Origin of the sequence: Dyadobacter jejuensis (assembly GCF_003149085.1) — a bacterium.
Lineage (GTDB): Bacteria > Bacteroidota > Bacteroidia > Cytophagales > Spirosomataceae > Dyadobacter > Dyadobacter jejuensis.
In genome coordinates, this window is sequence record NZ_QGDT01000004.1 from 184,297 (window position 1) to 208,476 (window position 24,180).

General features: G+C 45.7%; 22 protein-coding genes. 10 read left to right on the forward strand and 12 right to left on the reverse strand.

The annotated features are described in order from the left end of the window. Positions 1–81 precede the first annotated feature (81 nt). From CLV98_RS09990 to CLV98_RS10005, 4 genes are read right to left on the reverse strand one after another with little or no spacing between them, the layout of a single operon-like run. Positions 82–2,382, reverse strand: a complete 2,301-nt coding sequence (locus CLV98_RS09990; protein WP_109674172.1) for an FdhF/YdeP family oxidoreductase — start codon at positions 2,380–2,382, stop codon at positions 82–84. A gap of 22 nt (positions 2,383–2,404) precedes the next feature. Then, the gene (locus CLV98_RS09995) at positions 2,405–2,773 is read right to left on the reverse strand and encodes a DUF7009 family protein (RefSeq protein ID WP_109674173.1); all 369 of its coding nucleotides are present in this window, start codon (positions 2,771–2,773) and stop codon (positions 2,405–2,407) included. Between the two features lie 41 nt (positions 2,774–2,814). Beyond that, positions 2,815–3,642 (reverse strand): formate dehydrogenase accessory sulfurtransferase FdhD, encoded by an 828-nt coding sequence (gene fdhD, locus CLV98_RS10000; RefSeq protein WP_109674174.1) that lies wholly within the window; start codon positions 3,640–3,642, stop codon positions 2,815–2,817. A 1-nt stretch (position 3,643) separates the two neighbouring features. After that, positions 3,644–4,270 carry a molybdenum cofactor guanylyltransferase gene (locus CLV98_RS10005; RefSeq protein WP_109674175.1) on the reverse strand — a complete coding sequence of 209 codons (627 nt, stop codon included), beginning with the start codon at positions 4,268–4,270 and terminating at the stop codon, positions 3,644–3,646. A gap of 149 nt (positions 4,271–4,419) precedes the next feature. Between CLV98_RS10005 and CLV98_RS10010 the strand changes: the two genes are divergently transcribed. Beyond that, complete coding sequence (locus CLV98_RS10010) at positions 4,420–5,463, forward strand: hypothetical protein (RefSeq protein WP_109674176.1); 1,044 nt, start codon at positions 4,420–4,422, stop codon at positions 5,461–5,463. Between the two features lie 209 nt (positions 5,464–5,672). After that, the gene (locus tag CLV98_RS10015) at positions 5,673–7,340 is read left to right on the forward strand and encodes a hypothetical protein (protein WP_109674177.1); all 1,668 of its coding nucleotides are present in this window, start codon (positions 5,673–5,675) and stop codon (positions 7,338–7,340) included. Between the two features lie 89 nt (positions 7,341–7,429). On the opposite strand, the gene CLV98_RS10020 is transcribed toward CLV98_RS10015, so the two are convergent. From CLV98_RS10020 to CLV98_RS10035, 4 genes are all read right to left on the reverse strand, one after another. Further along, a complete protein-coding gene (locus tag CLV98_RS10020; RefSeq protein ID WP_109674178.1) occupies positions 7,430–8,323 on the reverse strand; it encodes a carbon-nitrogen hydrolase in 894 nt (297 codons plus the stop codon). 52 nt (positions 8,324–8,375) lie between these two features. Further along, entirely contained in the window at positions 8,376–9,359 is a 984-nt protein-coding gene (locus tag CLV98_RS10025; protein WP_109674179.1) for a glycosyltransferase family 9 protein, read from the reverse strand. Next, on the reverse strand, positions 9,346–10,269 hold the full coding sequence (locus CLV98_RS10030; protein WP_109674180.1) for a lysophospholipid acyltransferase family protein: 924 nt from the start codon (positions 10,267–10,269) through the stop codon (positions 9,346–9,348). The genes CLV98_RS10025 and CLV98_RS10030 overlap by 14 nt, the downstream gene beginning before the upstream one ends. Before the next feature lie 146 nt (positions 10,270–10,415). Further along, the gene (locus CLV98_RS10035; RefSeq protein WP_109674181.1) at positions 10,416–11,330 is read right to left on the reverse strand and encodes a lysophospholipid acyltransferase family protein; all 915 of its coding nucleotides are present in this window, start codon (positions 11,328–11,330) and stop codon (positions 10,416–10,418) included. Between the two features lie 105 nt (positions 11,331–11,435). Here CLV98_RS10035 and CLV98_RS10040 point away from each other — a divergent pair, with 105 nt between their 5' ends. From CLV98_RS10040 to CLV98_RS10055, 4 genes are all read left to right on the forward strand, one after another. Then, positions 11,436–11,732: a hypothetical protein gene (locus CLV98_RS10040; RefSeq protein ID WP_109674182.1), complete on the forward strand. Its 297-nt coding sequence runs from the start codon at positions 11,436–11,438 to the stop codon at positions 11,730–11,732. A gap of 45 nt (positions 11,733–11,777) precedes the next feature. Then, the gene (locus CLV98_RS10045) at positions 11,778–12,368 is read left to right on the forward strand and encodes a Crp/Fnr family transcriptional regulator (protein WP_109674183.1); all 591 of its coding nucleotides are present in this window, start codon (positions 11,778–11,780) and stop codon (positions 12,366–12,368) included. A gap of 122 nt (positions 12,369–12,490) precedes the next feature. After that, complete coding sequence (locus tag CLV98_RS10050; RefSeq protein ID WP_109674184.1) at positions 12,491–13,210, forward strand: pirin family protein; 720 nt, start codon at positions 12,491–12,493, stop codon at positions 13,208–13,210. A 51-nt stretch (positions 13,211–13,261) separates the two neighbouring features. Further along, complete coding sequence (locus tag CLV98_RS10055) at positions 13,262–14,236, forward strand: alpha/beta hydrolase (RefSeq protein ID WP_109674185.1); 975 nt, start codon at positions 13,262–13,264, stop codon at positions 14,234–14,236. Between the two features lie 67 nt (positions 14,237–14,303). Here CLV98_RS10055 and CLV98_RS10060 read toward each other — a convergent pair whose 3' ends face one another. Further along, complete coding sequence (locus CLV98_RS10060) at positions 14,304–14,711, reverse strand: NAD(P)H-dependent oxidoreductase (RefSeq protein WP_211320009.1); 408 nt, start codon at positions 14,709–14,711, stop codon at positions 14,304–14,306. Positions 14,712–14,818: 107 nt separating this feature from the next. Then, entirely contained in the window at positions 14,819–15,292 is a 474-nt protein-coding gene (locus CLV98_RS10065; RefSeq protein ID WP_109674187.1) for a ferritin-like domain-containing protein, read from the reverse strand. 290 nt (positions 15,293–15,582) lie between these two features. Between CLV98_RS10065 and CLV98_RS10070 the strand changes: the two genes are divergently transcribed. The 3 genes from CLV98_RS10070 to CLV98_RS10080 all read left to right on the forward strand — a co-directional run bounded on the left by CLV98_RS10070 (position 15,583) and on the right by CLV98_RS10080 (position 19,204). Further along, positions 15,583–16,155 carry a DUF4142 domain-containing protein gene (locus tag CLV98_RS10070; protein ID WP_229203304.1) on the forward strand — a complete coding sequence of 191 codons (573 nt, stop codon included), beginning with the start codon at positions 15,583–15,585 and terminating at the stop codon, positions 16,153–16,155. An 88-nt stretch (positions 16,156–16,243) separates the two neighbouring features. Beyond that, positions 16,244–17,197 (forward strand): 3-keto-disaccharide hydrolase, encoded by a 954-nt coding sequence (locus tag CLV98_RS10075; protein ID WP_109674188.1) that lies wholly within the window; start codon positions 16,244–16,246, stop codon positions 17,195–17,197. A gap of 288 nt (positions 17,198–17,485) precedes the next feature. Beyond that, complete coding sequence (locus CLV98_RS10080; RefSeq protein WP_109674189.1) at positions 17,486–19,204, forward strand: DNA polymerase/3'-5' exonuclease PolX; 1,719 nt, start codon at positions 17,486–17,488, stop codon at positions 19,202–19,204. 16 nt (positions 19,205–19,220) lie between these two features. Here CLV98_RS10080 and CLV98_RS10085 read toward each other — a convergent pair whose 3' ends face one another. Together CLV98_RS10085 and alaS are read right to left on the reverse strand one after the other, a co-directional pair. Continuing rightward, positions 19,221–20,144 (reverse strand): hydrogen peroxide-inducible genes activator, encoded by a 924-nt coding sequence (locus CLV98_RS10085; RefSeq protein WP_109674190.1) that lies wholly within the window; start codon positions 20,142–20,144, stop codon positions 19,221–19,223. A gap of 583 nt (positions 20,145–20,727) precedes the next feature. Next, a complete protein-coding gene (gene alaS, locus CLV98_RS10090; RefSeq protein ID WP_109674191.1) occupies positions 20,728–23,373 on the reverse strand; it encodes an alanine--tRNA ligase in 2,646 nt (881 codons plus the stop codon). A 370-nt stretch (positions 23,374–23,743) separates the two neighbouring features. Between alaS and CLV98_RS10095 the strand changes: the two genes are divergently transcribed. Then, complete coding sequence (locus CLV98_RS10095; RefSeq protein WP_109674192.1) at positions 23,744–24,124, forward strand: hypothetical protein; 381 nt, start codon at positions 23,744–23,746, stop codon at positions 24,122–24,124. Positions 24,125–24,180 lie beyond the last annotated feature (56 nt).

The window sequence follows — 24,180 nt, forward strand, 5'->3', positions numbered from 1 at the left end:
TAACAAACTTAGGCTATTGATTAATTTTTTTGTTTACCCATCCGTTAACTTTTACTGAAACTGGTGCGGGTGGAAGCCTATTTATGCCTTGGCCAGGGTAATAATCACATTTTTAGAAACGGGTGTGTTGCTATGGTCGGCTACGCTCCCGATGGGCACCAGTACGTTGGCTTCGGGGAAATAGGTAGCACAGCAGCCTTTTGGAATAGGATAGCTGACTACAACAAACCGATGAGCCGTTCGGGTACGGCCATCCGCTTGATTGATCAGGTCCACAAGGTCGCCTTCGGCCAGGCCTTGGTCATCCATATCCGTTTTATTCAGGAGCACTACGCGCCGTTCGTTATAAATCCCCCGGTATCGGTCGTTTAGTCCGTAGATCGTCGTGTTGTACTGGTCGTGACTCCGGATGGTCATCATCATAAGCTCACCGGGAGCCAGCGCCGACTGAGTTGGCTTCGCTACGTGGAACTTGGCTTTGGCGGTCGGGGTATCAAAACGGCCATCACGGGTGCAATTGGGAAGGTAGAAGCCTCCCGGCAGCCTTACTTTTTCGTTGTAATTTTCGAAACCGGTTATGCATTTGGCAATATCTTCCCTAATCACGTCATAGTCCTCCACATAGCGATTCCAATCGATGGTCTTTTTAGAAAGAGTAGCCTTGGCGATGCCACAGACGATGGCCGGTTCGCTCATGAGCTGATCGGAGATGGGTGCCAATACCCCTTTTGAAAGTTGGACCACGCCCATGGAGTTTTCGCAGGAAACGAACTGGTCGCCTATCCCGGTAGCATCCTTATCGCTACGCCCTAAGCAGGGTAATATCAATGCCTCCTGCCCGTGTACCAAATGGCTGCGATTGAGTTTGGTCGACACATGGACCGTCAACGTACAGTTGCGGAGTGCTTCGGCAGTGTACAGGGTGTCGGGGGTGGCCGAGAGGAAGTTGCCTCCCATGGCAATAAAAACCGATGCCTTCCCTTCGTGCATGGCCTTGATGCTATCGACGGTGTCGTAACCATGAGCTCGGGGAGGCTCAAAGCCGAAGGTGCGCTGGATGGAGTCCAGGAATGCTTTTGAAGGTTTTTCGTATATGCCCATCGTTCTGTCGCCTTGTACGTTGCTATGGCCGCGAACTGGGCAGGTTCCTGCACCTGGCTTACCTATACTGCCCTTTACCAGCAGCAAGTTGATGACTTCTTTGATGGTGTCAACGGCATTTTTGTGTTGGGTGAGGCCCATGGCCCAGCAGGTAATAATTTTCTTTTTGGACTGTAGGACCTTGGCGAATTTTTCCACTTCCAAAAGGCTCAATCCCGCCATTTCGGCGTAGGAAGCCACGTCGACTCCATCGATGTTTTGCATCCAAGCCTGGTATCCTTCAGTGTTTTGGTTTATGAATTCGGGGTCAAACACGGTACCTGGCGCCAGTCTTTCTTGTTCCAAGAGGAGCTTGGCCGTAGCCTGTAAAAGGGCCAGGTCGCCATTGATTTTGACCGGAAGAAACAGATCCGTTAATTCGGGTTTTAGCCCTAATACTCCGCGAATGGTTTGCGGATTGTTAAATCCCATGAGGCCGGTTTCAGGAAGGGGGTTTATGGAAACGATTTGTGCTCCTCGTGCCTTGGCCTTTTGCAGGGCCGTGAGCATGCGCGGGTGGTTGGTGCCGGGGTTTTGGCCTAGGATCACAATGACTTCGGCTTCATTAAAATCGTCCAGGGTCACCGATCCTTTTCCTATGCCCAGCGAATCGCCCAAGGCTACGCCACTGCTTTCATGACACATATTACTGCAGTCGGGAAGGTTGTTGGTGCCATAGGCCCTTACAAATAATTGATAGAGAAATGCTGCCTCATTGCTCGTGCGGCCTGAGGTGTAGAAAATCGCTTCTTCCGGAGATTTAAGCGTATTAAGTGCGAAACCGATTTTTTTGAAGGCCGACTCCCAGCTTATGGCCTTATAATGCGTAGCTCCCGAAGGCAGGTACATCGGCTGGGCAATCCGGCCTTTTAGTCCAATTTCATAATCCGATAGCTTTGAAAGGCTTTCTACCGAATTTTTTTCGAAGAAATCAGGAGTTAGTTTTTTGGCCGTTGCCTCGTCGGCTACGGCCCTTGCGCCATTTTCGCAATATTCCGCTATTCCCGAACGCTCATCGTCGGGGTCGGGCCAGGCACAGCTAGGGCAGTCGAACCCTCCTTTCTTGTTGAGGCTCCAGAGTGCCTTCATGCCACGGGATAGTCCAGCCTCTTCAACAGTTTTTTGAAAGCTCGATACTACGGCGGGAATACCTGCTGCCACCTTTTTGATAGCTCCTTTCTTGAGTCCGGTCAGCGCCAAGGGGTTTTCTGCTTCCGGTATTTGGTTTTTAGATTCAGACATATTCTTTTCGTTTGGCGAGGCCCTAACAAGTACTATTGGGGTTTTCGTAATTATCGGATTGATCTTCTGAGGTATTGTCCAGGCATTTAAAATCCTTTTCTATCAATATATATAAATTTTGCCCGTCGGGCAGAGGCTGGTTGGCGTTCATGCCGACGACGTCGTTGGTGGGCCAGGTATTCAAAAAGTCGACAGGGACCTCTATGGTTATTTTCTGGTCGACGAAACGGGCCGACAAGGTATCCTGGCTAGGGTGTTGGGCAATTGCGTAGATGAGCTCGCCCGTACCAAAAAGGGTGCGACTTTCCAGATAACCTGTTTCACTCAATTGAGCTACTTCCTTTTTGGAAAGTCTTATCCGTACCGAATTGTCGAAAATTCTAATTTTCATAAGGGGTATGATGATTAAAAGTCAAACTTAAGACTTTAGGTTTATTTGATTCTTTCTGGAAAGGTATAAATATTAAAGCTATGGGTTTTAAGGAAGCCAATCAAGGTAATACCAAAACTTTGGGCCGTCTGTACCGCCAAGCTAGAGGGGGCTCCAAGTGCCACTACTATGGGTATCCCCGCCATATTGGCCTTCTGAAGCAGTTCGAAACTAGCTCGTCCACTGAGCAAAAGAATATTATCTTTCAAGGGGAGAAGTTCCCCCTGAAGGGCCTTCCCTATCGCTTTGTCCAGGGCGTTGTGCCGGCCCACATCTTCACATAGATAGGCCAAGGTGCCATCGGTAGTGAATAACGCCGAGGCGTGAAGTCCACCGGTTGTCGAAAATACGCTTTGCTGGTGATGAAGGCTGTCCATAAGGCCATAGATGACGTCCATACCAACAGGAGCGGTATGCCGGTTTATTACAAAACTGGACACGGTTTTGATGGCTTCTATACTGGCCTTGCCACAAACTCCACAACTAGAAGTGGTATAAAAATTTCTTTTTTGGTCTGGCATTTTTATCGTGGCTCCTTTTTGTAGGTGAACCGTAATGCTATTTGGAGTCCAAAATGGAGCCTCTACGTAGTCGACCTGCTGTGGGGAGGTTATGATGCCTTCGGTAAATAAAAAACCTAAGGCTAGGGCTTCATCCTCTCCGGGGGTTCTCATCGTCACGGCCAGCGTATGCGTTTCGCCAGGCCCCTCCTCGGGATGTTTGATCTTAATTTCCAATGGCTCCTCAATGGCCAAAATATCTTCTAAGTCAGTCGGTTGAGTGCCCTTGTATTTGACAATGGAATGAAGTATGGTCGCAGTGTCTTCCATATTATAAGCTTTTTAGGATAGAGCGAACTCTTTCGAATCCCTCTGGAGTGTCTATACTGGTCATTATTTGTGGGTTGAGGGGCCTATATTGCCTCGCCGAATTTTGAGCTAGTAACCGCTGTAAAGAATATAGACCCTTTTGTTCTTGTTTTACAGCCTTGTCATAGAAGGAGCTAGGGTAATAGCCTAATAATGGTTCATAAAATCCTTGGTCGTTATAAAAGGCAGCAGGGGACTCGTTTCTTTTGGTAAAATCGATGAAGTTTTCAAGATCCTGTAAAGTCAAGTAAGGGTAGTCGCAGCCCACTAGAAGTATAGAATAATCGGGGAAATGCCGATAGGCTGTAAGTACCGCCGCAATAGGCCCATGGTTTTGGTACTCGGGGGCGTCGACCACGACAGGCGCTTCTATTTCAAATTTAGACTTTTGCGCCTCGTTACAACTATAATATACCGTATCACAACACTTTTGAAGAATATCAAAAACATGTTGGCGTTGGCATTTTTGATGATATACCAGCCCACTTTTATCCTGTTTCATTCGGCTGCTCAATCCCCCACAAGCTACAAGTCCCAGCAAGGGGCTTATGGGTGTATGTGGTCCTTCGGAGATAGACGGCGTATTCATAAGGTTGAAGTTACGATTTGTAGAATTGTAAAAGAAATAAAATGGAAGGACCCGCTTTTCTTGGTCTAAAATTTGGCCTGGAGGCAGCTGTATTTATGTTTTAAATAAAAATTGATTACATTCCGTAGCCAAATCATAATTGAAAAGTCATGGAAGTAGGGGATGTTACCATAGCCAAAAAGAAGCCGATTTATCCGATCAGTGCCGAATTACGAAAGTACTTGCGTTTTTATCAAAGAGATGCGCGGCTGCCCATTGGCTATAAAGATTTGTTGAACTTTCATGAGTCCTTTCCTGTGATGGATAAGTCGGGCAACGATACTTTTTGGGAGAGCCCCTTGTATCCACCCCATGAGATAGAAAGGATTCATCAAGGCCTGAAAGTCGCCTATGCGCTCCTGAAGGCCTCCGGCAACCTGCGAATCGTTCAGCATAAATACATAGACAGGATCGACTATTGCACTTTTGGGAATTCCAATCCTTTTAGAGTGCGGATCGTGAATCGCCTGAACGATGTATATGACTATTTTTACGTTAAAAAAGCCGATGCTTCTCGTATTTATGGCCTAGAACTCGAGGAGATTTTTTCACCAAACCAAGTGAACTATCTGGTGGATGGCCCCACCCTGATTGAGGAGCATATTGCCGGGATTCCCGGTGATGTCTTCGCCAAGACCCGCCTGTCCGACACCGATTATAACCCCATCCGGATAGCCAAGGAATTCGTCAAATTCAATGAAAGGTGTAAAATCACCCTTTTGGGCGATATGAGAGCCTATAATTTCGTGATGCAAATTACGCCGGATTTCGACGACTTTCAGTTTCATCTACGTGCCATCGATTTTGATCAGCAGTTTTATGAAGGCAATCTAAAGGTGTATATGCCTCAGTTTTTTAAAGAGAACTTGCCCTATGTTCAACTGGCTATGAAGCACCTTACCGACAAAACGGTGCTGCAGTACCAGCAGGAAGAACAGTCGTCGATCATGTACCAAGCGAGGAGTGAGAAGCATCGCTTAAAAGAACTTAGGGATGTATCTAAGAAGGATAATATATCTACTCCCGAAAATATTGAGGAACTTCGCAATGGCTTAGCGGTGTACAGTCAGGATGCTAATTATTACCGTTGCGACAGCATGACTGATATCATAGAGCTAAATATTAAAAACGTGATACGACTGGTGAACTCCTGATATTTCTTTCATTTGCGGTACTTTTAATCCGATATTTCGTAGTCTTACTTGTAGGTTCTACTGGTTTGTTTTACCTATTAGGATATGATTTGTCTTAAGTTAGTTATTGCCGCTTACTAACTTCTGTAATTGTTCTTTTCTTTTATGATGCTTTTTGATCTTATTTATGGGTTAGAATAGTCTGGCTATAAATGGTAAAATAAAGTGTCATGAATTGGAAGAATCACGAGTCGAGCGTGTTAAGATGGCTGGTATGGAGCCCTGTAGTGGCTTTCTTTGTCTATATTTGGAGGCATGCCGTCAATATGCCTTATATGGACGATGCCGATTTGGTGGAAGTGGTCAATTTGAGCCGGACAGGTTTTAAAGCTTTATTATCACTTTTGGTTCGCCAACAAAATGACCATAGGGTCGTATTTTCGAGGTTAGGTGCGTTATTGCCTTACTGGATTACCGGTTTTATCGATTTTCGATGGACCATATTGCTGGGCTATTCCAATTTGATATTACTGGGCCTAGCATTTTATCGGGTCTTCAAATCCGTAGAGCGAAGGTATCTGTATTTTTTACCCATTACCATTCTTCTCTTTTCGCCAATCGTATATCAGGTCCATCTTTGGAGTATTACGGCCTATCAATATACCCTTTCTATTGCTTTTTCAATATTTAGTTTATACTTTTTACAGCCAAGCAAAAGAAATTGGTGGGCTCTTAGTATTCCACTAAGCATAGCGGCCACCCTCACCAATTTGGACGGAATATCCACACTCCCTCTGGCATTTCTATGGCTGCTTTTGCAGGGAAGAAGGAGGGAGGCGGGTTACTATTTCCTTTTTTCACTGAGCTATTGTCTTATTTATTTTCAAAATTTCAGCTACAGTCAGACAAGTGCCATGGCGCCCTCGGAAGGTTATTGGGTTTCCTTAGCTAAGAGTTTCTTGGCCATGACCGGCTCTTTGGCCAAAGTGCTTTCCGACACCCATGCCTTGGGGCTGTCTATAGCGGGAGGAGCGATTATTTGGTTGGTTTATATTGCTATTAAGTTTTGGAGACGGCCTGTCGTAGTTACACCTACTGCCTATTTAAGAGGGCTTCTGCAGTTCGATTTCGTTGAGGTAGCCTTTCTTAGGGTATTGGCCAGTGCGGCCATGATCGCCATTGGGCGGCATATGGATAGCATGGGTAATATGGTCGCCATACGATTCCAGATCTACTCGGTCAGTATCGTGGTGTTGTTTTATTTGTTTTTGCTTAGCCGTATGCCGTCACACAAGCGTCATTATTTGGGATTCTCTTTTCTATTTGGTTCAGTGCTGATGCATGGATACAGCTACCTCAAATACGAAGCAGCCGTACATTATCTGGAAGCAGGGCTCAAAGCCGACTCCTATAATTTTACGCATTGGAAAGTGTTTTTGCATCAGTACTATAACCTGCCCGATCCCGATCCACTTTTCTATGCCAACTGTCGTTTCCCTACCTATTTTCAGGAAGCCGACATTCGCCAATGGCAAGGGGGAGTGGATACGGTCCAGATGATGGCCAAAGAGAATCTGGTCATTACCAAAATTACCAATCCAGCTGAGATCAAGCAACACCGCCAATCTATGCTGCAAATCAACTTACGAAAGCTGCCAGAATCGGTGCCTATAGAAGATACCTATTTAATGGTAACGCCCCATTTCTTGGATTCGACGGTCTATTTACTTGCTTTGAGGCAGGAGGGAGGGAAATGGTTAAAGGTTAAGGGGGGACTTAGGAACCTGATGGGTGAGATCCCCGATAAGATTCCACACCAACCCTACCAGCTGATGCTATGCTGGAAGGCTCAAGGGAAGGCCTATTCACAACTTGTGGCCAGGAACGTCGTGTTTTAGTGTAGCGCTATGGGGCTAAGAAACTTGGCCTGGGAGGTTGTATTTCCAGCCGAAAGCGTCAGGCCTTCGGCTGGGTGGAAGAAGTTAGGTTAGTCAATAAACCTCTTTACAATGGGGCTATAGCTATCCACGCGTCGGTCGCGTAGGAAAGGCCAGGTAGTACGATAATAGTCTAGGCGGCCCAGGTCGAGTTCTTCCGTATGCACCACTTCTTGGTCGTGTGGAGCCAGGTAAAGCAGTCGTCCTTGCGGGTTGGCAATGAAAGAACCTCCCCAAAATAGCTGATCGGCCTCACGCCCCACTCGGTTTACAGCCACGACATATACGCCATTGGCTACGGCGTGGCCGCGTTGGATGGTCTGCCAAGCGCCATATTGTTCCTCGTTGATCACGGGATCGGTTTCATTGGTGTCCCAGCCGATGGCCGTAGGGTAAAAGAGAATTTCGGCCCCCATCAAACTGGTGATTCTGGCCGCTTCCGGATACCACTGATCCCAACAAATTAATACCCCTATCTTGGCAAATTTGGTGTCAAAGATGCGGTACCCACTCGTATCTGTCTCGGTATCCTGGGCATCTCCGGGGGTGAAATAGAATTTCTCATAATAACCAGGGTCGTCAGGAATATGCATTTTTCGGTATTTGCCCAAATAGGCTCCATCGGCATCGAGAACGGCCGTCGTGTTATGATATAGTCCTTGCGCTCTTTTTTCGAATAATGAGGCGATAATGACTACACCGAGCTCTTTGGCCAATGCCCCCAGGCTGTCGGTGGTAGGACCGGGGATCTGCTCGGCTAGCTCGAAGTTGTGGTGATCCTCTACATCGCAGAAATACAAGGATTTATAAAGCTCCTGTAAGCATATGACCTGGGCCCCTTGAGCAGCAGCCTCTCTAATTTTTACTATGGCTTTTTCCTGGTTGGATGCTACCTCGGCCGAGCAACTCATTTGTACGAGTCCTATATTGATCTTTTTGTTCATATCTTATTGAAAACAGCAAATACTAATTAATGGATTCTCAAGCTTACCAACATCAATTGGCTTGAGGTAGTTCAGGCATTGGGAAGTCAAACGAAGACTCCGTCATGCATTTAAAATGACCCTTGGGGCATTTATTATAGCCAATTTTGGAGCAGGGCCTACAGGAGAGGTTGTTGTTCTCGATGACCTCATAGGATGTCAGGTAGGGATACATACCGAAGGCAGGGACTGTGTTGCCCCAAACGGAATACGTTCGTTTCTTAAATGCCGCTGCCACGTGCATTAATCCCGTATCGTGGGTGAACACCACATGGGCCTGTCGGATCAGCGAGGCCGATTGGTTAAAGCTATACTGTCCGCAAGTATTTAAAGCCAGGTCGGCGCCTAGTGTTTTTTCTATTTCTGTACCAACGGCACTATCTTCAGGCCCTCCTAATAGTAGGATTGGGAAGTTTATTTTTTTACAGAGCTCAATGAGTCGAGGCAAGGGTAATTTTTTTGTGGCATGCTGGCCGCCAATAGCGAAGGCCACATAGCCCTTTTGGTACGACTGTGGAAGGGTTACCGGGTCGATTTCATCGCTAGGTGGAATAAAATAATCGAGTCCTTTTTGGTCGTTAATAATATTGAATGTAGACAGTGTCGCCAGGTATCGATCCACAATGTGTACGGATGGCATTCTGTTGATTTTAAAATTAGTCATCAGAAATTTTTGGACATTCAACTTATTGAAATTGAAGTCTTGCACCTGTAGTGCGAGCTTGATCCGCAGGGTTCGGATGTTTCGGTGCAAGTCTATAATGCCATCGTAGTTTTCCTTTTTTAATTCTTTGAGTAATTCGCCCAATGGTTTCGACAGGGTTATGACCTTATCGACATAAGGGTTGTTGGCAAGCAAGAAGCCAAACTTTTCCTTAGTCAGGTAATGTACTTCGGCGTTGGGATGCTGTAACTTTAAGCATCTGACCACGGGAGTGGTGAGCACGATGTCGCCAATAGACGAAAAACGAAGGATAAGGAATTTACGAGGCTTCATTTTGTTGGTTATGGTCGAGGGTTTCATTCGTTTGTAGTGGCCTAGGTTTGGCATGTTTCCAACGCTTATGACTCCATAGCCAGTTGTCGGGTTGTGTTTTTATGTCCCTTTCCAAAAGCTTGATCTGTTTCTCAATAATGGCATTTTGCTCAAGCTCTTGAGGGTTTTCGGTAATCTCTTCCACTTTTATGTCATAATAACCTCTTTTTTTGGGTTTTCGCATGATCGCACAGTAAAGAACCGGAGCATTCAAAAGTCTGGCAATATTCTCTACACCTCGAAAGACCCCTGTTTCCTGATTGAGAAATTGAGTCCAATAAGCCTTGTTTGGGTTGGGCGACTGGTCGTTGACCAAAAAGAACAAGAATGGTTTTTCTCTTGGTGCGGTGGCTTGTATCATGGCCTGTCGCATAGGGATCATTTCACTTCCAAAACGAGAGCGCAATTCGTATAACCATCTATCCATCGTTTGGTTGGCCAACTGGTGATATACCACCACTACCTGATGTGAAAGCCTTACTGCCGCAAATAGGTTGGCGATTTCCCAGTTTCCTAAATGACCCAAAACGACCACTAAGTTCTTTTTTTGCTCATAGTATTTGTCGAAGAGGGAGGTATCTAGACTAACCCGTTCGAGGAGTTCCGATTTGCTGATACTCTGGAGCTTCAATGATTCCAACATAATATCGCTCAGATTTCGGTAAAACTGGTCGGCAACGGACTTTAACTGTGACTCGGAATAGTTGGGGAGACTGTTTTGTAAGTTTTTCATGACCACCTTACGGCGATACCCCAAAAGCCGATTGAGTGTGAAACTAAGAAAGTCCGATAGTCTATATATCGTTTTCCATGATTTTTTACCTATACCTTGTAAGGTCTTCAATATAATTTTATTAGCAAGCCTGGCCATGGTTACAAAATCTTATCCTAAGATAGTAAATTGATAGATGATTTAACTCTGAGTACCCCCACAAAGTTGGGATTTTCTTGCCACAACAACGAATTAAGATCGATTAGTTTCATTTCATGACTACTGGCTTGGCTTTCTAAAACGACCTAGGTTGCCGATGGCTGAGAATATACCTGATCGGGTCGTAAATGCACGGGCCGGGCATGCTTCCAACGCCGATGGCTCCATAGCCAATTATGGGGCTGGTTACAGATATCTTGCTCCAATAACCTGATTTGTTTTTCCAATATACCGTTTACTGGTTCGTCTTTTGGGTTTTCTGTTATTACCGTAATTTCTACCTCGTAATGGCCTCGTTGGTGGGGGGCCTTCCTGAAGTCGGCGTACAGGACGGTAAGGTCATACCGGCGAGCCATGGCCTCTACCCCCCTAAAAATACCCGTGTCCTGATGAAGGAATTGGGTCCAAAAGGCCGTTTTCGGGTTAGGGGATTGGTCGTTGGCCAATACCACACAATAGGGAGTAGTTCTGGGCTTTTGTAATTCTTTAAAGATTTCGTCCATCGGTACCAGCTTGGCCCCGAACCTGGTGCGCAGGTCTAGGAACCACTCGTCAGAGTCTTTGTTTTGAAGGGGGCGGTATACCACTATACAATCATGGCTGAAGCGTAGAGAGGAAAATAGGTTCGCCAGCTCCCAGTTCCCTCTATGCCCCATCAAATAGATAAGATTGGTATTGCTTCTGAAGTAGCCGTCCATGATCGATATATCTCCTTGGAGCCTATCGTTAATTTCTGAGGATGTGATTTTCTTTAATTTAATGGTCTCTACCAGTAAATCGCTAAAGTGCAGGTAAAAATCTTCTGCAATTTTATGAAGGGCCGCATCCGATTTTTCAGGAAAACTGCGTTTTAAATTCTGAGCAATTACCTTCTTTCTATAGCCTACTACATCAAATATGATCCATTTAAGTGCATCGGAAAGCCAATAAGAATATTTCCAGGAAAGGTTAGAAAATAGATTGAGTATTTTTAGAAGGGTGTAGGTACCGATTTTATTCATGCCGTAATTTTTTAGTAATAATACAGATATCTATTCGATAAATGCGCTATTAGTAATTTTTTATAAGATTTTGTAACTTCATATTTCAAACAATAGGAATGGCTTATGTTTGCACATATTTTTGACATCAAGAACGATAAAAGGCTGAGCCTGTACCTATACCGATTGGGTTTTGGTATGTGGCTCTTATATTTGGCCTTGGGAGCACCTTTCGCTCATACTTATGCTCATTACCGCACCGATTGTGGGGTTTTTTCTTTCGTGCTTATGGTTGTTTCATTTTCTATTTCGATGGTGTACGATTATTTTCACCATTATGAGGCCTATAAACTGAAAAGGAAATGGTTGCTTATAAGCTACTGTTTACTCGCAGGACTTCTATATTTTCTTGAGTTTTATTGATAGTTTCCCTCTTTTGTCATACTTCTTCTCCTTGGCATTTCCTTCATGAATCCTCACGAAATTATAAAATCCTATATACAACGTTATATTGAAATAACAGAGGAAGAAGCCGATTATTTTGCCAGTTGTTTTGAGACCGCTCGGTTTAAGAAACGGCAATATATCGTACAACCTGGCTTTACTGCCAAATACCGCAACTATGTACTGGAAGGGGCTTTTCGTTCCTTTGTCGTAGGTGATCAGGGCCAAGAATCCACCATTGAATTTGCCATTGACGACTGGTGGATTACTGATTATAATAGCTATATTTTTCAACAACCAGCCAGTATGTTTGTGATGGCTCTAGAAGATAGCCTGGTACTTCGGATCGATTTTCATAAGGAACAAGAGCTCAAAAATGCCAACCATCACTTTGAGTCTTTCTTTAGAATCATTGCCGAACGTGCCCTTGCTGCCCATCAGCGACGGCTTATTTCGAACCTGACGCTCACGGCAGAGGAAAGGTTTACACATTTTGAAACCAATTTTCCAAAATTTATGGGGCGTGTCCCCCAATATGCTTTAGCCTCTTTTCTGGGGATGACCACCGAATTCCTATCCCGTATCCGTAAGAGACGCCTTCACAACAAAAGTTGAACTAGATCAAGGGAATTTCCTAAACTAGTTCATTTTTTTTGCTTCCCAACTGATGCAATTTTGCAATGTTCTCTCCAGATAGGAGCGGGACCATTTGAAACCCAAATAACAGCAAAAGCATCATGGAAAATTCGGTCTTACATCGAGCCAACACCCGCGGCCATGCCCATCATGGATGGTTGAATAGTTATCATTCTTTTAGTTTTTCGAGCTATTACAATCCGGAGCGTATGAATTTTGGCGTACTCCGCGTGCTCAACGACGACACCGTCGATGCCGGGATGGGCTTTGGTGCACATCCTCACCGAAACATGGAAATTGTTAGCATCCCTTTGGAGGGTGCTTTGGAACATCAGGATAATATAGGGAATGTAACTACTATAAGGCATGGCGATATCCAAGTGATGAGTGCTGGTACGGGCGTTCAACACAGTGAGTATAATCATCGCAAAGATAGTCTAGTGAAGTTTTTGCAGATATGGATCATTCCTAATCAGCAAAACGTGACACCGCGATATGACCAACAAACATTGAAAATCGCCGATAGACACAACCGTTTTCAACAAATTTTATCGCCAAGCGAATCCGACGAAGGGGTGTGGATCTATCAGGATGCATGGTTCCACCTAGGTCGTTTCGATAAGGACTTTAAGACGCTATATACCCTCAAAAAAGAAGGAAATGGGGTATATGTCTTCGTTCTTAATGGTAACATCGCGATCAATCAACAGGAATTGTCCGATCGTGATGGCTATGGATTATGGGATATTTCTTCTTTTGACTTTACTGCGCACTCACAAGATGCCGAAGTCCTATTGATGGAAGTTCCCATGAGCCTATAACCGTATCCTATTTTTTTCATCTCCCTTTGTTATATAACCAATCTCAATATTATGAAAACGACCATTGTTAATTTTAGAAATGACGAACGGATTGAATCCGAAACAAAAAAATTCTTGGAGGCCCTCAATGCTGGAGGTACGGCCTTAGAAACCTTGTCAAAAGAGGAGGCCAGACAAGTGCTAATAGGGGCCCAGGCCTCTATTCCGGTCGATTTGTCGGGTGTGGATACGAGTGAGCGGGTGATAGAAAGCCAGGGCTACCAGGTGAAACTCCATATCGTGCGACCCGCCGGGCAGAGCGAAGCACTTCCTGCCTTTATGTTTATACATGGTGGAGGGTGGATTTTGGGAGACTTTCCTACCCACCAGCGTATGGTACGCGATTTGGTCGTACAGTCGGGCTATGTAGCCATATTTGTAGACTATACCCCTTCTCCAGAGGCACTTTTTCCTCAGGCTATTAACGAGATATATGCCGCTACCTCCTGGGTGGCCGAGCATGGGGACGACATCAATGTGGACGGCTCCAGACTGGCCATAGTTGGAAATAGCGTGGGAGGTAATATGGGCACGGTCACCACCCTGATGGCCAAGGAAAAAGGCGGGCCCAAGATTAGCCTTCAAGTGTTGTTCTGGCCAATCGTCGACTCCAATTTTGAAACGGCCTCGTATCAGCAATTTGGTGAAGACCGATTTCTTACGACATCTCTAATGAAATGGATGTACGACCAATATACTACGGATGCTGCCGAAAGGGCGTCGATATATGCGGCTCCATTACGTGCCAGCACCGAGCAACTACAGGGACTGCCTCCAGCCTTGATTATTACTGCCGAAAACGATGTTTTGAGAGACGAAGCTGAAGCTTATGGGCGCAAATTAAATGAAGCGGGTGTGCTTGTAACCACCGTTCGTTTTAATGGTATGATTCATGACTTTGGATTGCTGAATGCCTTGTCGCATATACCTGCAGTGGAGTCGAGCTTTGCGCTTGCCGCGGCGGAGCTTCGTAAGCACCTGGGCTAATGATAGCATTTTATTGATCCATACGGAGATGAACTCCACATTTTGAGGTCCATCTCCGTGTTTTTATTTAATGGCCTTCGACTACTCTTGTTGGCAGAAACTGGGACTGATAAAGTTCGGTAATCCCATTTTTCCAGGCTTGAATGGTTTCTGGCGTCGCTCTGTCGGCCTGGTCGAAGAAAAAATGTTGAATCATTTCCAGTCCACAATAGCTATAGACCCCGGTGTCGGAAGTGAGGCTTAAGGCTTTATCCATGCCGAGGGCTCCGTATTCCTTTTTCGATTTTCCATGGGTATTCACCACTATTGTTTTCTTGCCCTTGAGTAGCCCCATCTGAACCCCTCCTTGATAGCTGTAAGCAAACCCATAGCTAAATACCCGATCAATATACCCTTTCATGATTGCGGGCATGCCGGTCCACCAGATAGGGTATATAAAGGTGAGGCAGTCGGCCCATGCGATAAATGATTGCAATTTACAAAAATAGCAAAAGCTAGTCCCCATATCAGTTGAAGACTAGCTTTTGTTATTCTAAGCCCCATTTTATAGGAGCGTTAACCCGTTAAAGGTTTTAGGCATCATCAGTCGTTAATATCTTCTTGAAGATCACGGTAATTTTTGATCAGGTTATGGGCTTCCAGCAAGGATGCTTTTTGCCTTCCGATGAGGTGGCGTAGATCTACAGGTAGTGGGGTGTCGGACTTTAAGGCCTCTTCATAGGCTTCTTGTGCGGCGTCCTCGCCATATTCGCAGCTGTTGAGGACCGCCTCGCGATCGGTACCTGTAAATGTCGCCTTTACATCCATCCATACCCGATATATCTTACCCATATTGGTGGTTCCGGTTGCCACTTCGCCCCCCAGAGCCACGACCTCCCTGCTGAGTTCCTGCTTGTAATCACGGCTATCAGCAGCCATTTTCTCGAACACTGTTTTGAGATCTACATCGATGTTATCGAGCTCATCGATGGCCTTTAGGTATCCTTCTGTTCTGTCATTATTAATTCTGATTAAGTCATTTAATACTTCTATCAGATTTTCATTGGTCGTTTCCATAGCGTTTGTGTTAAGTTTATGAGGTATTTTGTTACTTCCTCAGTTCTTAAAAGTTTTATGCCTTGGTATGATTCGTGTATAATTTCGCTCCAGTTGTGGTTAAATTTCTCAGTTATTCGCTCGTATAGGTACAGGCTGGGGACGTATATGTTTCCATTCCTGGACAGGCCTTTGGAAACGTGTTTATAAGGTTGTTTGATTATATATTGCTGATTAGTAGCTAGTTGTATGGTAGTATCTGGGGTTGGTATATATTTTTTATCATTTGGGGTATGTTTAACCTAATTGATATGAACACCATGAAAAAGATAGGAATCAATGTAGCAATTCTAGCTTGTTTTTTGGCTGTAGCAGCCTGTAACGGAACCCAAAACAAAGACAGTGCTGAAATGGCAGAGGAGCGAAATGAAGAAATTCACGATGACACCGCCTTGGAAGACGATAGTGAATTTGTGGTTGAGGCCGCCGATGGTGGCATGCTGGAGGTAAAACTTGGTGAACTGGCCCAAGAGCGGGGCTTATCACCACATGTTAAAAGCTTTGGAGAAAAAATGGCTCAAGAACACGGCAAGGCCAATGAGGAACTTAAGGCCTTGGCTAAAGAGAAGAACTTGCAGCTGCCCTCCCAGCTAAGTGATGATAAGCAAAAGCATTTCGATGACTTATCTATGAAAAATGGGAAGGAATTTGATGAAGCGTACGCGGCATTGATGGTCGACGATCATGAAGAAGATGTAAAGGCCTTTAAAGAAGCCGCCGAAGAGAGCCACGATCCTGAAGTGAAGGCTTGGGCAGCGGGCAAAGTTCCGACCCTAGAATCCCACCTGACTATGGCTAAAAAATTGAAAGAACAAGTGAAGTAAAACACTTCGGTAAAGGACCGATTTAATTAGAAAAATTAATAATAACTCTGTATATTTCCGTTTTTATTAAATAACTAAACTAAACCCAATGAAGGCGGAAATTTTCCAATTGAGCAATAAGGGCCTGAGGTCCTTATTGCTGTTTATTTTTACTATTATGGCCTTTAATAGCGCCGTACAGGCAGCCGCACCAATCGAAGGACGGTGGGATATTACTGTGGATGTTGATGGCAAGCCCGCACCATCGTGGCTCGAGGTACGTCACTCCGGAGTCAAAACACTGGTAGGTCAGTTTGTAAGCGTTTCGGGAAGTGCTCGGCCCATCTCCGAAGTTCATTTTAAAGAAGGGAAATTTAGCTTCGCTATACCGCCCCAGTGGGAGCGTGGTACCGAATATTTGAAACTTGAAGGTACTTTAGATGGAGATAAAATTTCGGGTACCATTATTACTCCCGAGGGAAACAAGCAGACTTTCGTAGGTGTTAGAGCCCCCATCCTTAGGCCTACCAAAATGCCTGCTTGGGGTAAGTCTATTAAACTTACTGGTGGTAACTCCATGAAAGGATGGCATGCCGAAGGGGAGAATCAATGGATTGCCGAAGATGGAATCCTACGCAGCCCAAAATCGGGTTCTAATTTGGTTACCGACCAAAAGTTTGGCGATTTTAAATTGCATGTAGAGTTTCGGATTCCCAAAGGGAGTAACAGCGGAGTATATCTTAGGGGCCGGTACGAAGTACAAGTTACCGACAGCAAAGGAATGGAGCCTGCTCTAGATCAATTAGGGGCCATCTACGGATTCTTATTGCCGAGTGAAATGGCGGCTAGAGAGCCGGGAGAGTGGAACACCTACGATATTACATTGGTGGGCCGGATGGTGACCGTTGTAGCGAATGGCAAGACGGTAATAACGAACCAGGAAATCCCAGGTATTACGGGTGGAGCGTTGGACAGCCATGAAGGCGAGCCAGGACCACTCTATATCCAAGGCGACCACGGCCCAGTGGAGTACCGGAACATTGTGATTACCCCTGCCAAGTAAACTTAAACGATATCGTATTGATCCCTCCTCAACTAAAAACTGAGGAGGGATTTTTTTGCTTTATGCCCAGCAAATCTCGCAGAAAACCATTTTAGGTGTATTCACTTCTTAGGGGATAATTTGTGACTTGGGAAATAAATGAAAGGGTTAGTTGCAAATACGACCGCATGCGGCGAAATTCGTAACGAAAAGACTGGGTGGATTCGTCCGAACTTCTGTTTTTTTATTGAGAAACCAATGTAGCCTTCATCGACCCATGGTTTTGGTGGAGCTTTACTAAATAATAATATGACAAATTCTGAAATAGTAGAAGTACTGGAGCTCACAGCCAAATTGTTAGAGTTACATCAGGCAGACCCTTTTAAAATAAAGGGCTATTCTGTGGCTGCATTTTACCTTGACAAATTCAATGATGCAGCGCTAGAGGATATGACGGCGGCAGAGCTTACAAAACTTCAGGGGGTGGGAAAAAGCACAGCGGCCAAAATCGTAGAGATTGCTCAAACAGGGACCTTTGCCGAATTAGATACGCTCCTGGCCAAGACACCACCAGGGGTACTCGACATGTTTAAGATTAAAGGAATAGGCGCCAAAAAGATTGCTGTTTTGTGGAGGGAGCTAGGGATCGATAATTTGCACGAGCTGGAGCTCGCCTGTCTGAATGGGTCGGTGGCCAAGGTGAAGGGCTTTGGGGGAAGTACCCAGCAAAAAATCTTAGATTCCCTGGCGTTCGTGAGGAGCCAGGAAGGAAAATTGAGAATGGACAAAGGCAGGCAAGCCGCCGACCGATTGATGGAAATGCTAAAGGTGCATTTTGAGCGGGTAGAAGTGGCAGGAGATGTGCGCAGAAAAAATGAGGTGGTAGCTTCCATAGTTATACTGGTGGAGGCCGAGAGTCCTAAGGTGCTACAGGACGTACTGGACGAAATGGGGAGCTTGCAAAAAATGGAGAAGGAGTCCTCACCCTTCGTATGGAGGGGGAAGATGGAGTCGATATCGACCATGGTAGAGATCGTATATGTGGTCCCGGGGCGCATGGTCAACACCCTGTTCTTAGAAAGTGCCGGAGCCGAACATTTGGCTTATCCTACAGCCGAAGGGGGTACTCTTAGGAAAAAGGCATTGGGTGAAGCGGTCGCTTCGGATCAACAATTGTACGAATCTGCCGGCTTGCCCTATATAATACCTGAAATGCGCGATGGAGGGGAGGCATTTTTGTGGTCGGAGAAAAACCAGATAGAGCAGCTAGTCACCTGGGATGGACTGAAAGGAATCCTTCATAACCACAGTACCTATTCCGATGGGCAGCATACGCTCAAACAGATGGCTGACTATTGTCAAGAACTTGGTTTTGAATATTTGGGGATAGCCGACCATTCTCAAACGGCCACCTATGCCCAAGGGCTGAAGGAGGAAGATGTGGTACGGCAGCATGAAGAAATTGATCGCCTCAACCTAGGCTATGCCGAAGCCAAGGCTTTGCCTGCATTTAAGATACTGAAGGGGATAGAGTCGGATATACTTGGCGACGGTTCATTGGACTATCCCGACCAAGTGTTGGCCAGCTTCGATTATGTGGTGGCCTCTGTACATAGCAACCTTACAATGAGTGCCCAAAAGGCTACCGAACGTGTGCTGAAGGCGGTAGAAAATCCGTATACCACCGTGTTGGGCCATCCTACGGGGCGGTTGCTCCTAACCCGTCTAGGTTACCCGCTCGACCACCGGGTCATCATTGATGCCTGTGCCAAGCATGGTGTAGTGGTAGAGATCAATGCGTCTCCATGGCGCCTCGACTTAGACTGGCGCTGGATTCGGTACTGTATGGACCAAGGGGTATTGCTAAGTATCAATCCAGATGCTCACGCCATGGCTGGCTATTTCGATATGCATTATGGCGTGGAAGTGGCCAGGAAAGGGGGGCTTACCTTGGAGCGGACCTTTAATGCCTTTTCTTTAGGACAAATGGAAGCGTATCTTAAAGAAAAGGCCTCAAAAAGGGGGTGATCGTGGGGCCAGTAGTTTAGGACTGCTGGCTCTGCTTTTCTGCTGACTGGGGAATGGCATCCATAATCCCCATCTTTAAAGCGTCGATCAGGCGGGATTTGACCTGTTCTCGATTGAATACCAGGCTTACCTGCCTTTGGGGTTCTGGTGACTGGAATCGCCTAATCTTAAGTCTTCTTTCTTCGCTAAGGTCGTGCAGGGCCAGTTCTGGAAGAATGGTGAGCCCACCATTCCGGTCTACCATTCGCATAAGCGTTTCTATGCTTCCCGACCGATAGTTAAAACTATGGCCGAAACTACTATTTCGACTGATTTCACAGAGCCTTTGGATTTGGGTCCTAAAGCAATGGCCTTCCTCTAAAAGCCATAATTGATTTGGCTCTATATCGGATGGTAATATGTACTGCTTATTAAAAAGAGCCGTGTCTTCGGAGGTATAAACATAAAAACGTTCGGCATATAAGGGGATTTCAGTTAAAGCATCATCTTCAGGGTTTGTAGCGACGATGCCCACATCCAGATTGCCCATTTTAAGTTCTGCTAAAATTCGATCCGTGATCATCTCCGAAATATGCAGCTTTATTTCGGGGTACTGTTGGATGAAGGGCTGAACGAAAAATGGTAGCAAATAAGGTGCGATAGTGGGAATGACTCCGATCCTTAGCTCCCCTGACAAATCCCCATTATAAAAACGAGCGATTTCGTGTAGCTGCCCCGACTCTCGGAGAATCACCTTCGCCTGATCTATAATTTTACGGCCTATTCCTGTGGGTACGATGGGTTGCTTGGTACGGTCAAATATTTTTACCTGTAATTCATCTTCCAGTTTTCTGATCATCATGGAAAGGGTAGGCTGCGTCACGTGGCAGTGCGTAGCTGCTTGAACGAAATGTCGGTGATTGTCTACCGCAATGATGTATTCCAGTTGTTGTATGTTCATGAGAAAAGGCTAGTCCTGTCGAATTTTAATGTTGACCTGAAGTTTTAACTGTGCTTAAACGATCTATCTGTGCTCATGGCCATCGATGAGGGGACAAAGTTATAAACATTCGCCATGACGCGATCAGTCCTTCAAATTTTTACCCCAGTGGAGTGGAGGCATTTAACCAGACCCTGCCAGGCGCCACCGGAGCACTTCATCATGGGATCCACAGTTTTGAGTGGTGTTCATGCGCATTAATGCGTCAAATTGGGGTAAAATGGGGCATGAATTTTTAGGTGTGAATTATATATAATTTTCAATATGAAATAATAAAATACTGATTATGAGTTATTTATGTGATTTTTATGTTCTTGTGTGGGAGAATGAGGTACTATTTTTATACATAAAGGTGTGTCATAATTTGCCCAATTTCTGTTAGTAAAGGATTGGCAAATTGGGTTGAAATACATTTGAAAACGATGTGTCTTTAATGCATTAACAATATATTGGACACTTGTATGCACACTTGAACTGCAAAGGGAGCAACCTAACTGGCTGCTCCCTTTCTTCATGATGCGTACCTGCTTGTAAGCGTTAAGCTCTAGAATAGGTCTTTGGCCTTTTCCAAGGCTGTTTCTAATCCTGAGGCATCGGAACCGCCCGCTGTTGCAAAGAAAGGTTGGCCACCGCCACCTCCTTTTATTTCCCGGGCAAGCTCTTTGACGATCTTACCTGCATGGAGGTTAGCTTCCTTAACCAGGCTTTCGGCGATATATACCGAGAGTTGTGGCTTATCATTAATCACAGCCCCGAGTACCACAATTAAGTTTTCTATTTGATCCTTTAGTTCGAACGAAAGTTGCTTTAGGGCATCGGCAGAGGGGATTTCTACCTTAGCTACTATCAAGCTAAAGGCTCGGTGCTTTTCAAGGCCAGCAATAAGATCGGCTTTTACAGTTTGTAATTTTTCGTTTTGAAGTGCTGCCACTTGCTTTTGCAGGCTGCTGCGTTCTTCTAGTAAATTTTCAACTGCTTTCACCAAGTCTGTAGGGTTCTTGAGAAGCTCCTTTATTTGGTTCAATTTGTCTTCTTGCTCCCGCATCATTTGTAGGGCCTTGTCGCCGGTGACGGCCTCCACACGGCGTACTCCGGCCGATACAGATCCCTCGGAAACAAATTTGAAAAGACCGATCTCGCCTGTCGCGGGCACATGGGTCCCCCCGCAAAGCTCGAAAGAGTAGTCTTTGTCGAAAATAATTAGACGGACAAAATCCCCATATTTTTCACCAAAGGTAGCCGTAGCACCTAAGTCGAGGGCCTCTTGTATGGGGACATTGTTCCTTTCGTCGAGGGCGATGTTCTCCCTGATTTTTTCGTTTACCCGGTCTTCGACGGCTTTCATTTCAGCCTCTGACATTTTAGCAAAATGAGAGAAGTCGAATCGGAGAACCTGATCGTTGAGGAAGGACCCCTTCTGGACGATATGCGAGCCGAGTACCTCTTTCATAGCGGACAGCATGAGGTGGGTGGCCGAGTGGTTGGCCTTAATTCGCGCCCGACGGTCACTGTCGATCTGCGCAGTCACTACACCTGCATTTTGCAATATCACTTCCAAATCCTTATCCTTAGAAATATGGACGAAGAGATCATTCTCTTTTTTGGTGTCGACAATAGAAATTTTGAATGGCTCGTTGTCAATTTCTCCAGTTAAATGCCCCGTGTCACCTACTTGTCCCCCCATTTCAGCATAGAACGGGCTGCGGTCCAATACGATATGGTATTCTATTCCACCTTTGGTTTTTACCTTCCTATATTTGACGATATGGCTATGGGTTTCTTCGAAGTCGTATCCTAGGAATTCGAAGTCCTCTGTCTCTCGCAACTCTACCCAGTCGGTGGCCTCTTTGGCCGCATCCTTGCGAGAACGGTTCTTTTGTTGGGCCAGGGCGTCGTTAAATCCTTGTTCGTCGATTTGCAGTCCTTTCTCCCTGGCTATGAGTGCGGTGAGGTCCACAGGGAACCCAAAGGTGTCGCTTAGCTCAAAAACGTCAGGACCAGGAATGGTGTTAAGCCCATCTTGTTGTTGCTTGGCCATCATCACGTCGAGGCGTTTGAGTCCTGAAGCCAGCGTTCGTAAGAAACTCTTCTCTTCCTCTAAGATCACCTTGGTGACGAAGGTCTCCTGTGCCTTAAGTTCTGGGAATACCGTCTCGAACTGAGCGGAGATCAGAGGGATCAGGCTATGAAAGAAGGGTTCCTGAAGCCCAAGGTAAGAGTATCCGTACCGAACGGCACGGCGAAGTATCCTGCGGATCACGTAGCCCGCCTTGGCATTGGCCGGTAGTTGGCCATCGGCAATAGCAAAGGCTACTGCCCTGATATGATCCGAAATGACCCGCATCGCGATGTCGGGATAGGTCTGCTGGCCGTAGGTCTTGCCCGACATCTGCTCAAGCAACCCTATGGTAGGTTGGAACACATCCGTGTCGTAATTAGATGTTTTCTGCTGAACGGCCATGCACAGTCGCTCGAAGCCCATACCGGTATCTACATGAGTAGCTGGCAATGGGAGCAGACTTCCGTCGGCCTTTCTTTCGAATTGCATAAAGACCAGGTTCCATATTTCCACAACCTGCGGGTGGTCCTGGTTGACCAACGATTTTCCAGAAACCGCCTGGACTTCCGATTCGGGCCTAAGATCTATATGGATTTCGGAGCAGGGGCCACAGGGGCCTGTATCTCCCATTTCCCAGAAGTTGTCTTTTTTATTCCCTAAGATGATCCTATCCTCGCCTACTATAGGCTTCCACAGGTCCCATGCCTCTTGGTCAAAAGGTACTCCGTCTTTAGGGTCTCCCTCGTATACCGAAACGTAGAGGCGATCTTTGGGGAGTTTATATATGGTGGTGAGTAGTTCCCATGCCCATGTAATGGCTTCTTTTTTGAAATAATCGCCAAATGACCAGTTTCCTAGCATTTCGAACATGGTATGGTGATAGGTGTCGAAGCCGACATCTTCCAAGTCGTTATGTTTACCCGACACCCTAAGGCATTTTTGAGTATCGGCGATCCGTCGGGCCGGTGGGGTCCCGTTTCCTAAGAAAAAGTCTTTGAACTGCGCCATACCCGAATTGTTAAACATGAGGGTAGGATCATTTTTGGCCACCAAAGGGGCCGAGGGTACGATAAGGTGCTCTTTGCTCTTAAAGAAATCTAAATAGGCCTGACGTATTTGTTGCGAATTCATGCGAATTGTTTACGATTGGATTTGCCTTAATGGAACGAAGTCCCAAAAAAATATAACAACATAAAATTGCCGCAAAGGTAGTAAAAATTGATCGTATTGGATTTGGTAATTTGTTCTGAGCCTTTTTGCTCCTCAAAAAGAGAGGGCTTATGTTTTTTTTGAAAAGCACTAAACCAGTCACTATTAGTCGGTCCGGCGCGATGTACCCGGGTTAATGGCGGTTTCGATGACCATATTCTCTAAGATGGGGAGTATAAAAATTAATACCCTCTCTTTACTATTTTATAGTTGTCTGGCTCAAAGACCAGTCCTACATTCATCTCCATGTAGATGTAGCATTATTAAAGAAAAACTTCCTAATGTGATAGAAATGAAACCTTATTCCGAGTATACGGCGGAGGAGCTTGCAATGGAAAAGCTGTTCATCAGGTGGATCCGATTCCCGGACGACCCGTCTATCAATGCTTTTTGGGAGGGGTGGCAGCGTAAAAACCCAGATATGCAGGCCACGATACATACGGCGCGTAGCTTGGTGCTGAGGGCCGCCGATCCTAGGATTGACTCAATCTCTCAACAAGATGCCCATACCCTTTGGGGTAGAATAAAGAGTACTTTAGAGAATAGGACGGAACGGGAAAGCGCCCAGCCCAGCCATATTGTACCTTCCTCTCGAATAGGCTGGGAGGGAATATTAATTGCCATTGTACTGGCTATCTTATTCTTAATACTTACCTATACATTATTTGTATAAAAAAACTCGTAGGCCTACAGGAATTGACATACGTTTGGGCATTATCGAGGATCGCC

Bases quoted from the DNA above. Each gene is read 5' to 3' on its own strand.
- CLV98_RS10095 (WP_109674192.1), top strand. From the start codon at position 23,744: ATGAAACCTTATTCCGAGTATACGGCGGAGGAGCTTGCAATGGAAAAG.
- CLV98_RS10030 (WP_109674180.1), bottom strand. From the start codon at position 10,269: ATGGCCAGGCTTGCTAATAAAATTATATTGAAGACCTTACAAGGTATA.
- CLV98_RS10065 (WP_109674187.1), bottom strand. From the start codon at position 15,292: ATGGAAACGACCAATGAAAATCTGATAGAAGTATTAAATGACTTAATC.
- CLV98_RS10075 (WP_109674188.1), top strand. From the start codon at position 16,244: ATGAAGGCGGAAATTTTCCAATTGAGCAATAAGGGCCTGAGGTCCTTA.
- CLV98_RS10010 (WP_109674176.1), top strand. From the start codon at position 4,420: ATGGAAGTAGGGGATGTTACCATAGCCAAAAAGAAGCCGATTTATCCG.
- CLV98_RS09995 (WP_109674173.1), bottom strand. From the start codon at position 2,773: ATGAAAATTAGAATTTTCGACAATTCGGTACGGATAAGACTTTCCAAA.
- CLV98_RS10045 (WP_109674183.1), top strand. From the start codon at position 11,778: ATGAATCCTCACGAAATTATAAAATCCTATATACAACGTTATATTGAA.
- CLV98_RS10035 (WP_109674181.1), bottom strand. From the start codon at position 11,330: ATGAATAAAATCGGTACCTACACCCTTCTAAAAATACTCAATCTATTT.
- CLV98_RS10005 (WP_109674175.1), bottom strand. From the start codon at position 4,270: ATGAATACGCCGTCTATCTCCGAAGGACCACATACACCCATAAGCCCC.
- CLV98_RS10070 (WP_229203304.1), top strand. From the start codon at position 15,583: ATGAACACCATGAAAAAGATAGGAATCAATGTAGCAATTCTAGCTTGT.
- alaS (WP_109674191.1), bottom strand. From the start codon at position 23,373: ATGAATTCGCAACAAATACGTCAGGCCTATTTAGATTTCTTTAAGAGC.
- CLV98_RS10025 (WP_109674179.1), bottom strand. From the start codon at position 9,359: ATGAAGCCTCGTAAATTCCTTATCCTTCGTTTTTCGTCTATTGGCGAC.
- CLV98_RS10080 (WP_109674189.1), top strand. From the start codon at position 17,486: ATGACAAATTCTGAAATAGTAGAAGTACTGGAGCTCACAGCCAAATTG.
- CLV98_RS10050 (WP_109674184.1), top strand. From the start codon at position 12,491: ATGGAAAATTCGGTCTTACATCGAGCCAACACCCGCGGCCATGCCCAT.
- CLV98_RS10085 (WP_109674190.1), bottom strand. From the start codon at position 20,144: ATGAACATACAACAACTGGAATACATCATTGCGGTAGACAATCACCGA.
- CLV98_RS09990 (WP_109674172.1), bottom strand. From the start codon at position 2,382: ATGTCTGAATCTAAAAACCAAATACCGGAAGCAGAAAACCCCTTGGCG.
- CLV98_RS10020 (WP_109674178.1), bottom strand. From the start codon at position 8,323: ATGAACAAAAAGATCAATATAGGACTCGTACAAATGAGTTGCTCGGCC.
- CLV98_RS10055 (WP_109674185.1), top strand. From the start codon at position 13,262: ATGAAAACGACCATTGTTAATTTTAGAAATGACGAACGGATTGAATCC.
- CLV98_RS10040 (WP_109674182.1), top strand. From the start codon at position 11,436: ATGTTTGCACATATTTTTGACATCAAGAACGATAAAAGGCTGAGCCTG.
- CLV98_RS10015 (WP_109674177.1), top strand. From the start codon at position 5,673: ATGAATTGGAAGAATCACGAGTCGAGCGTGTTAAGATGGCTGGTATGG.
- fdhD (WP_109674174.1), bottom strand. From the start codon at position 3,642: ATGGAAGACACTGCGACCATACTTCATTCCATTGTCAAATACAAGGGC.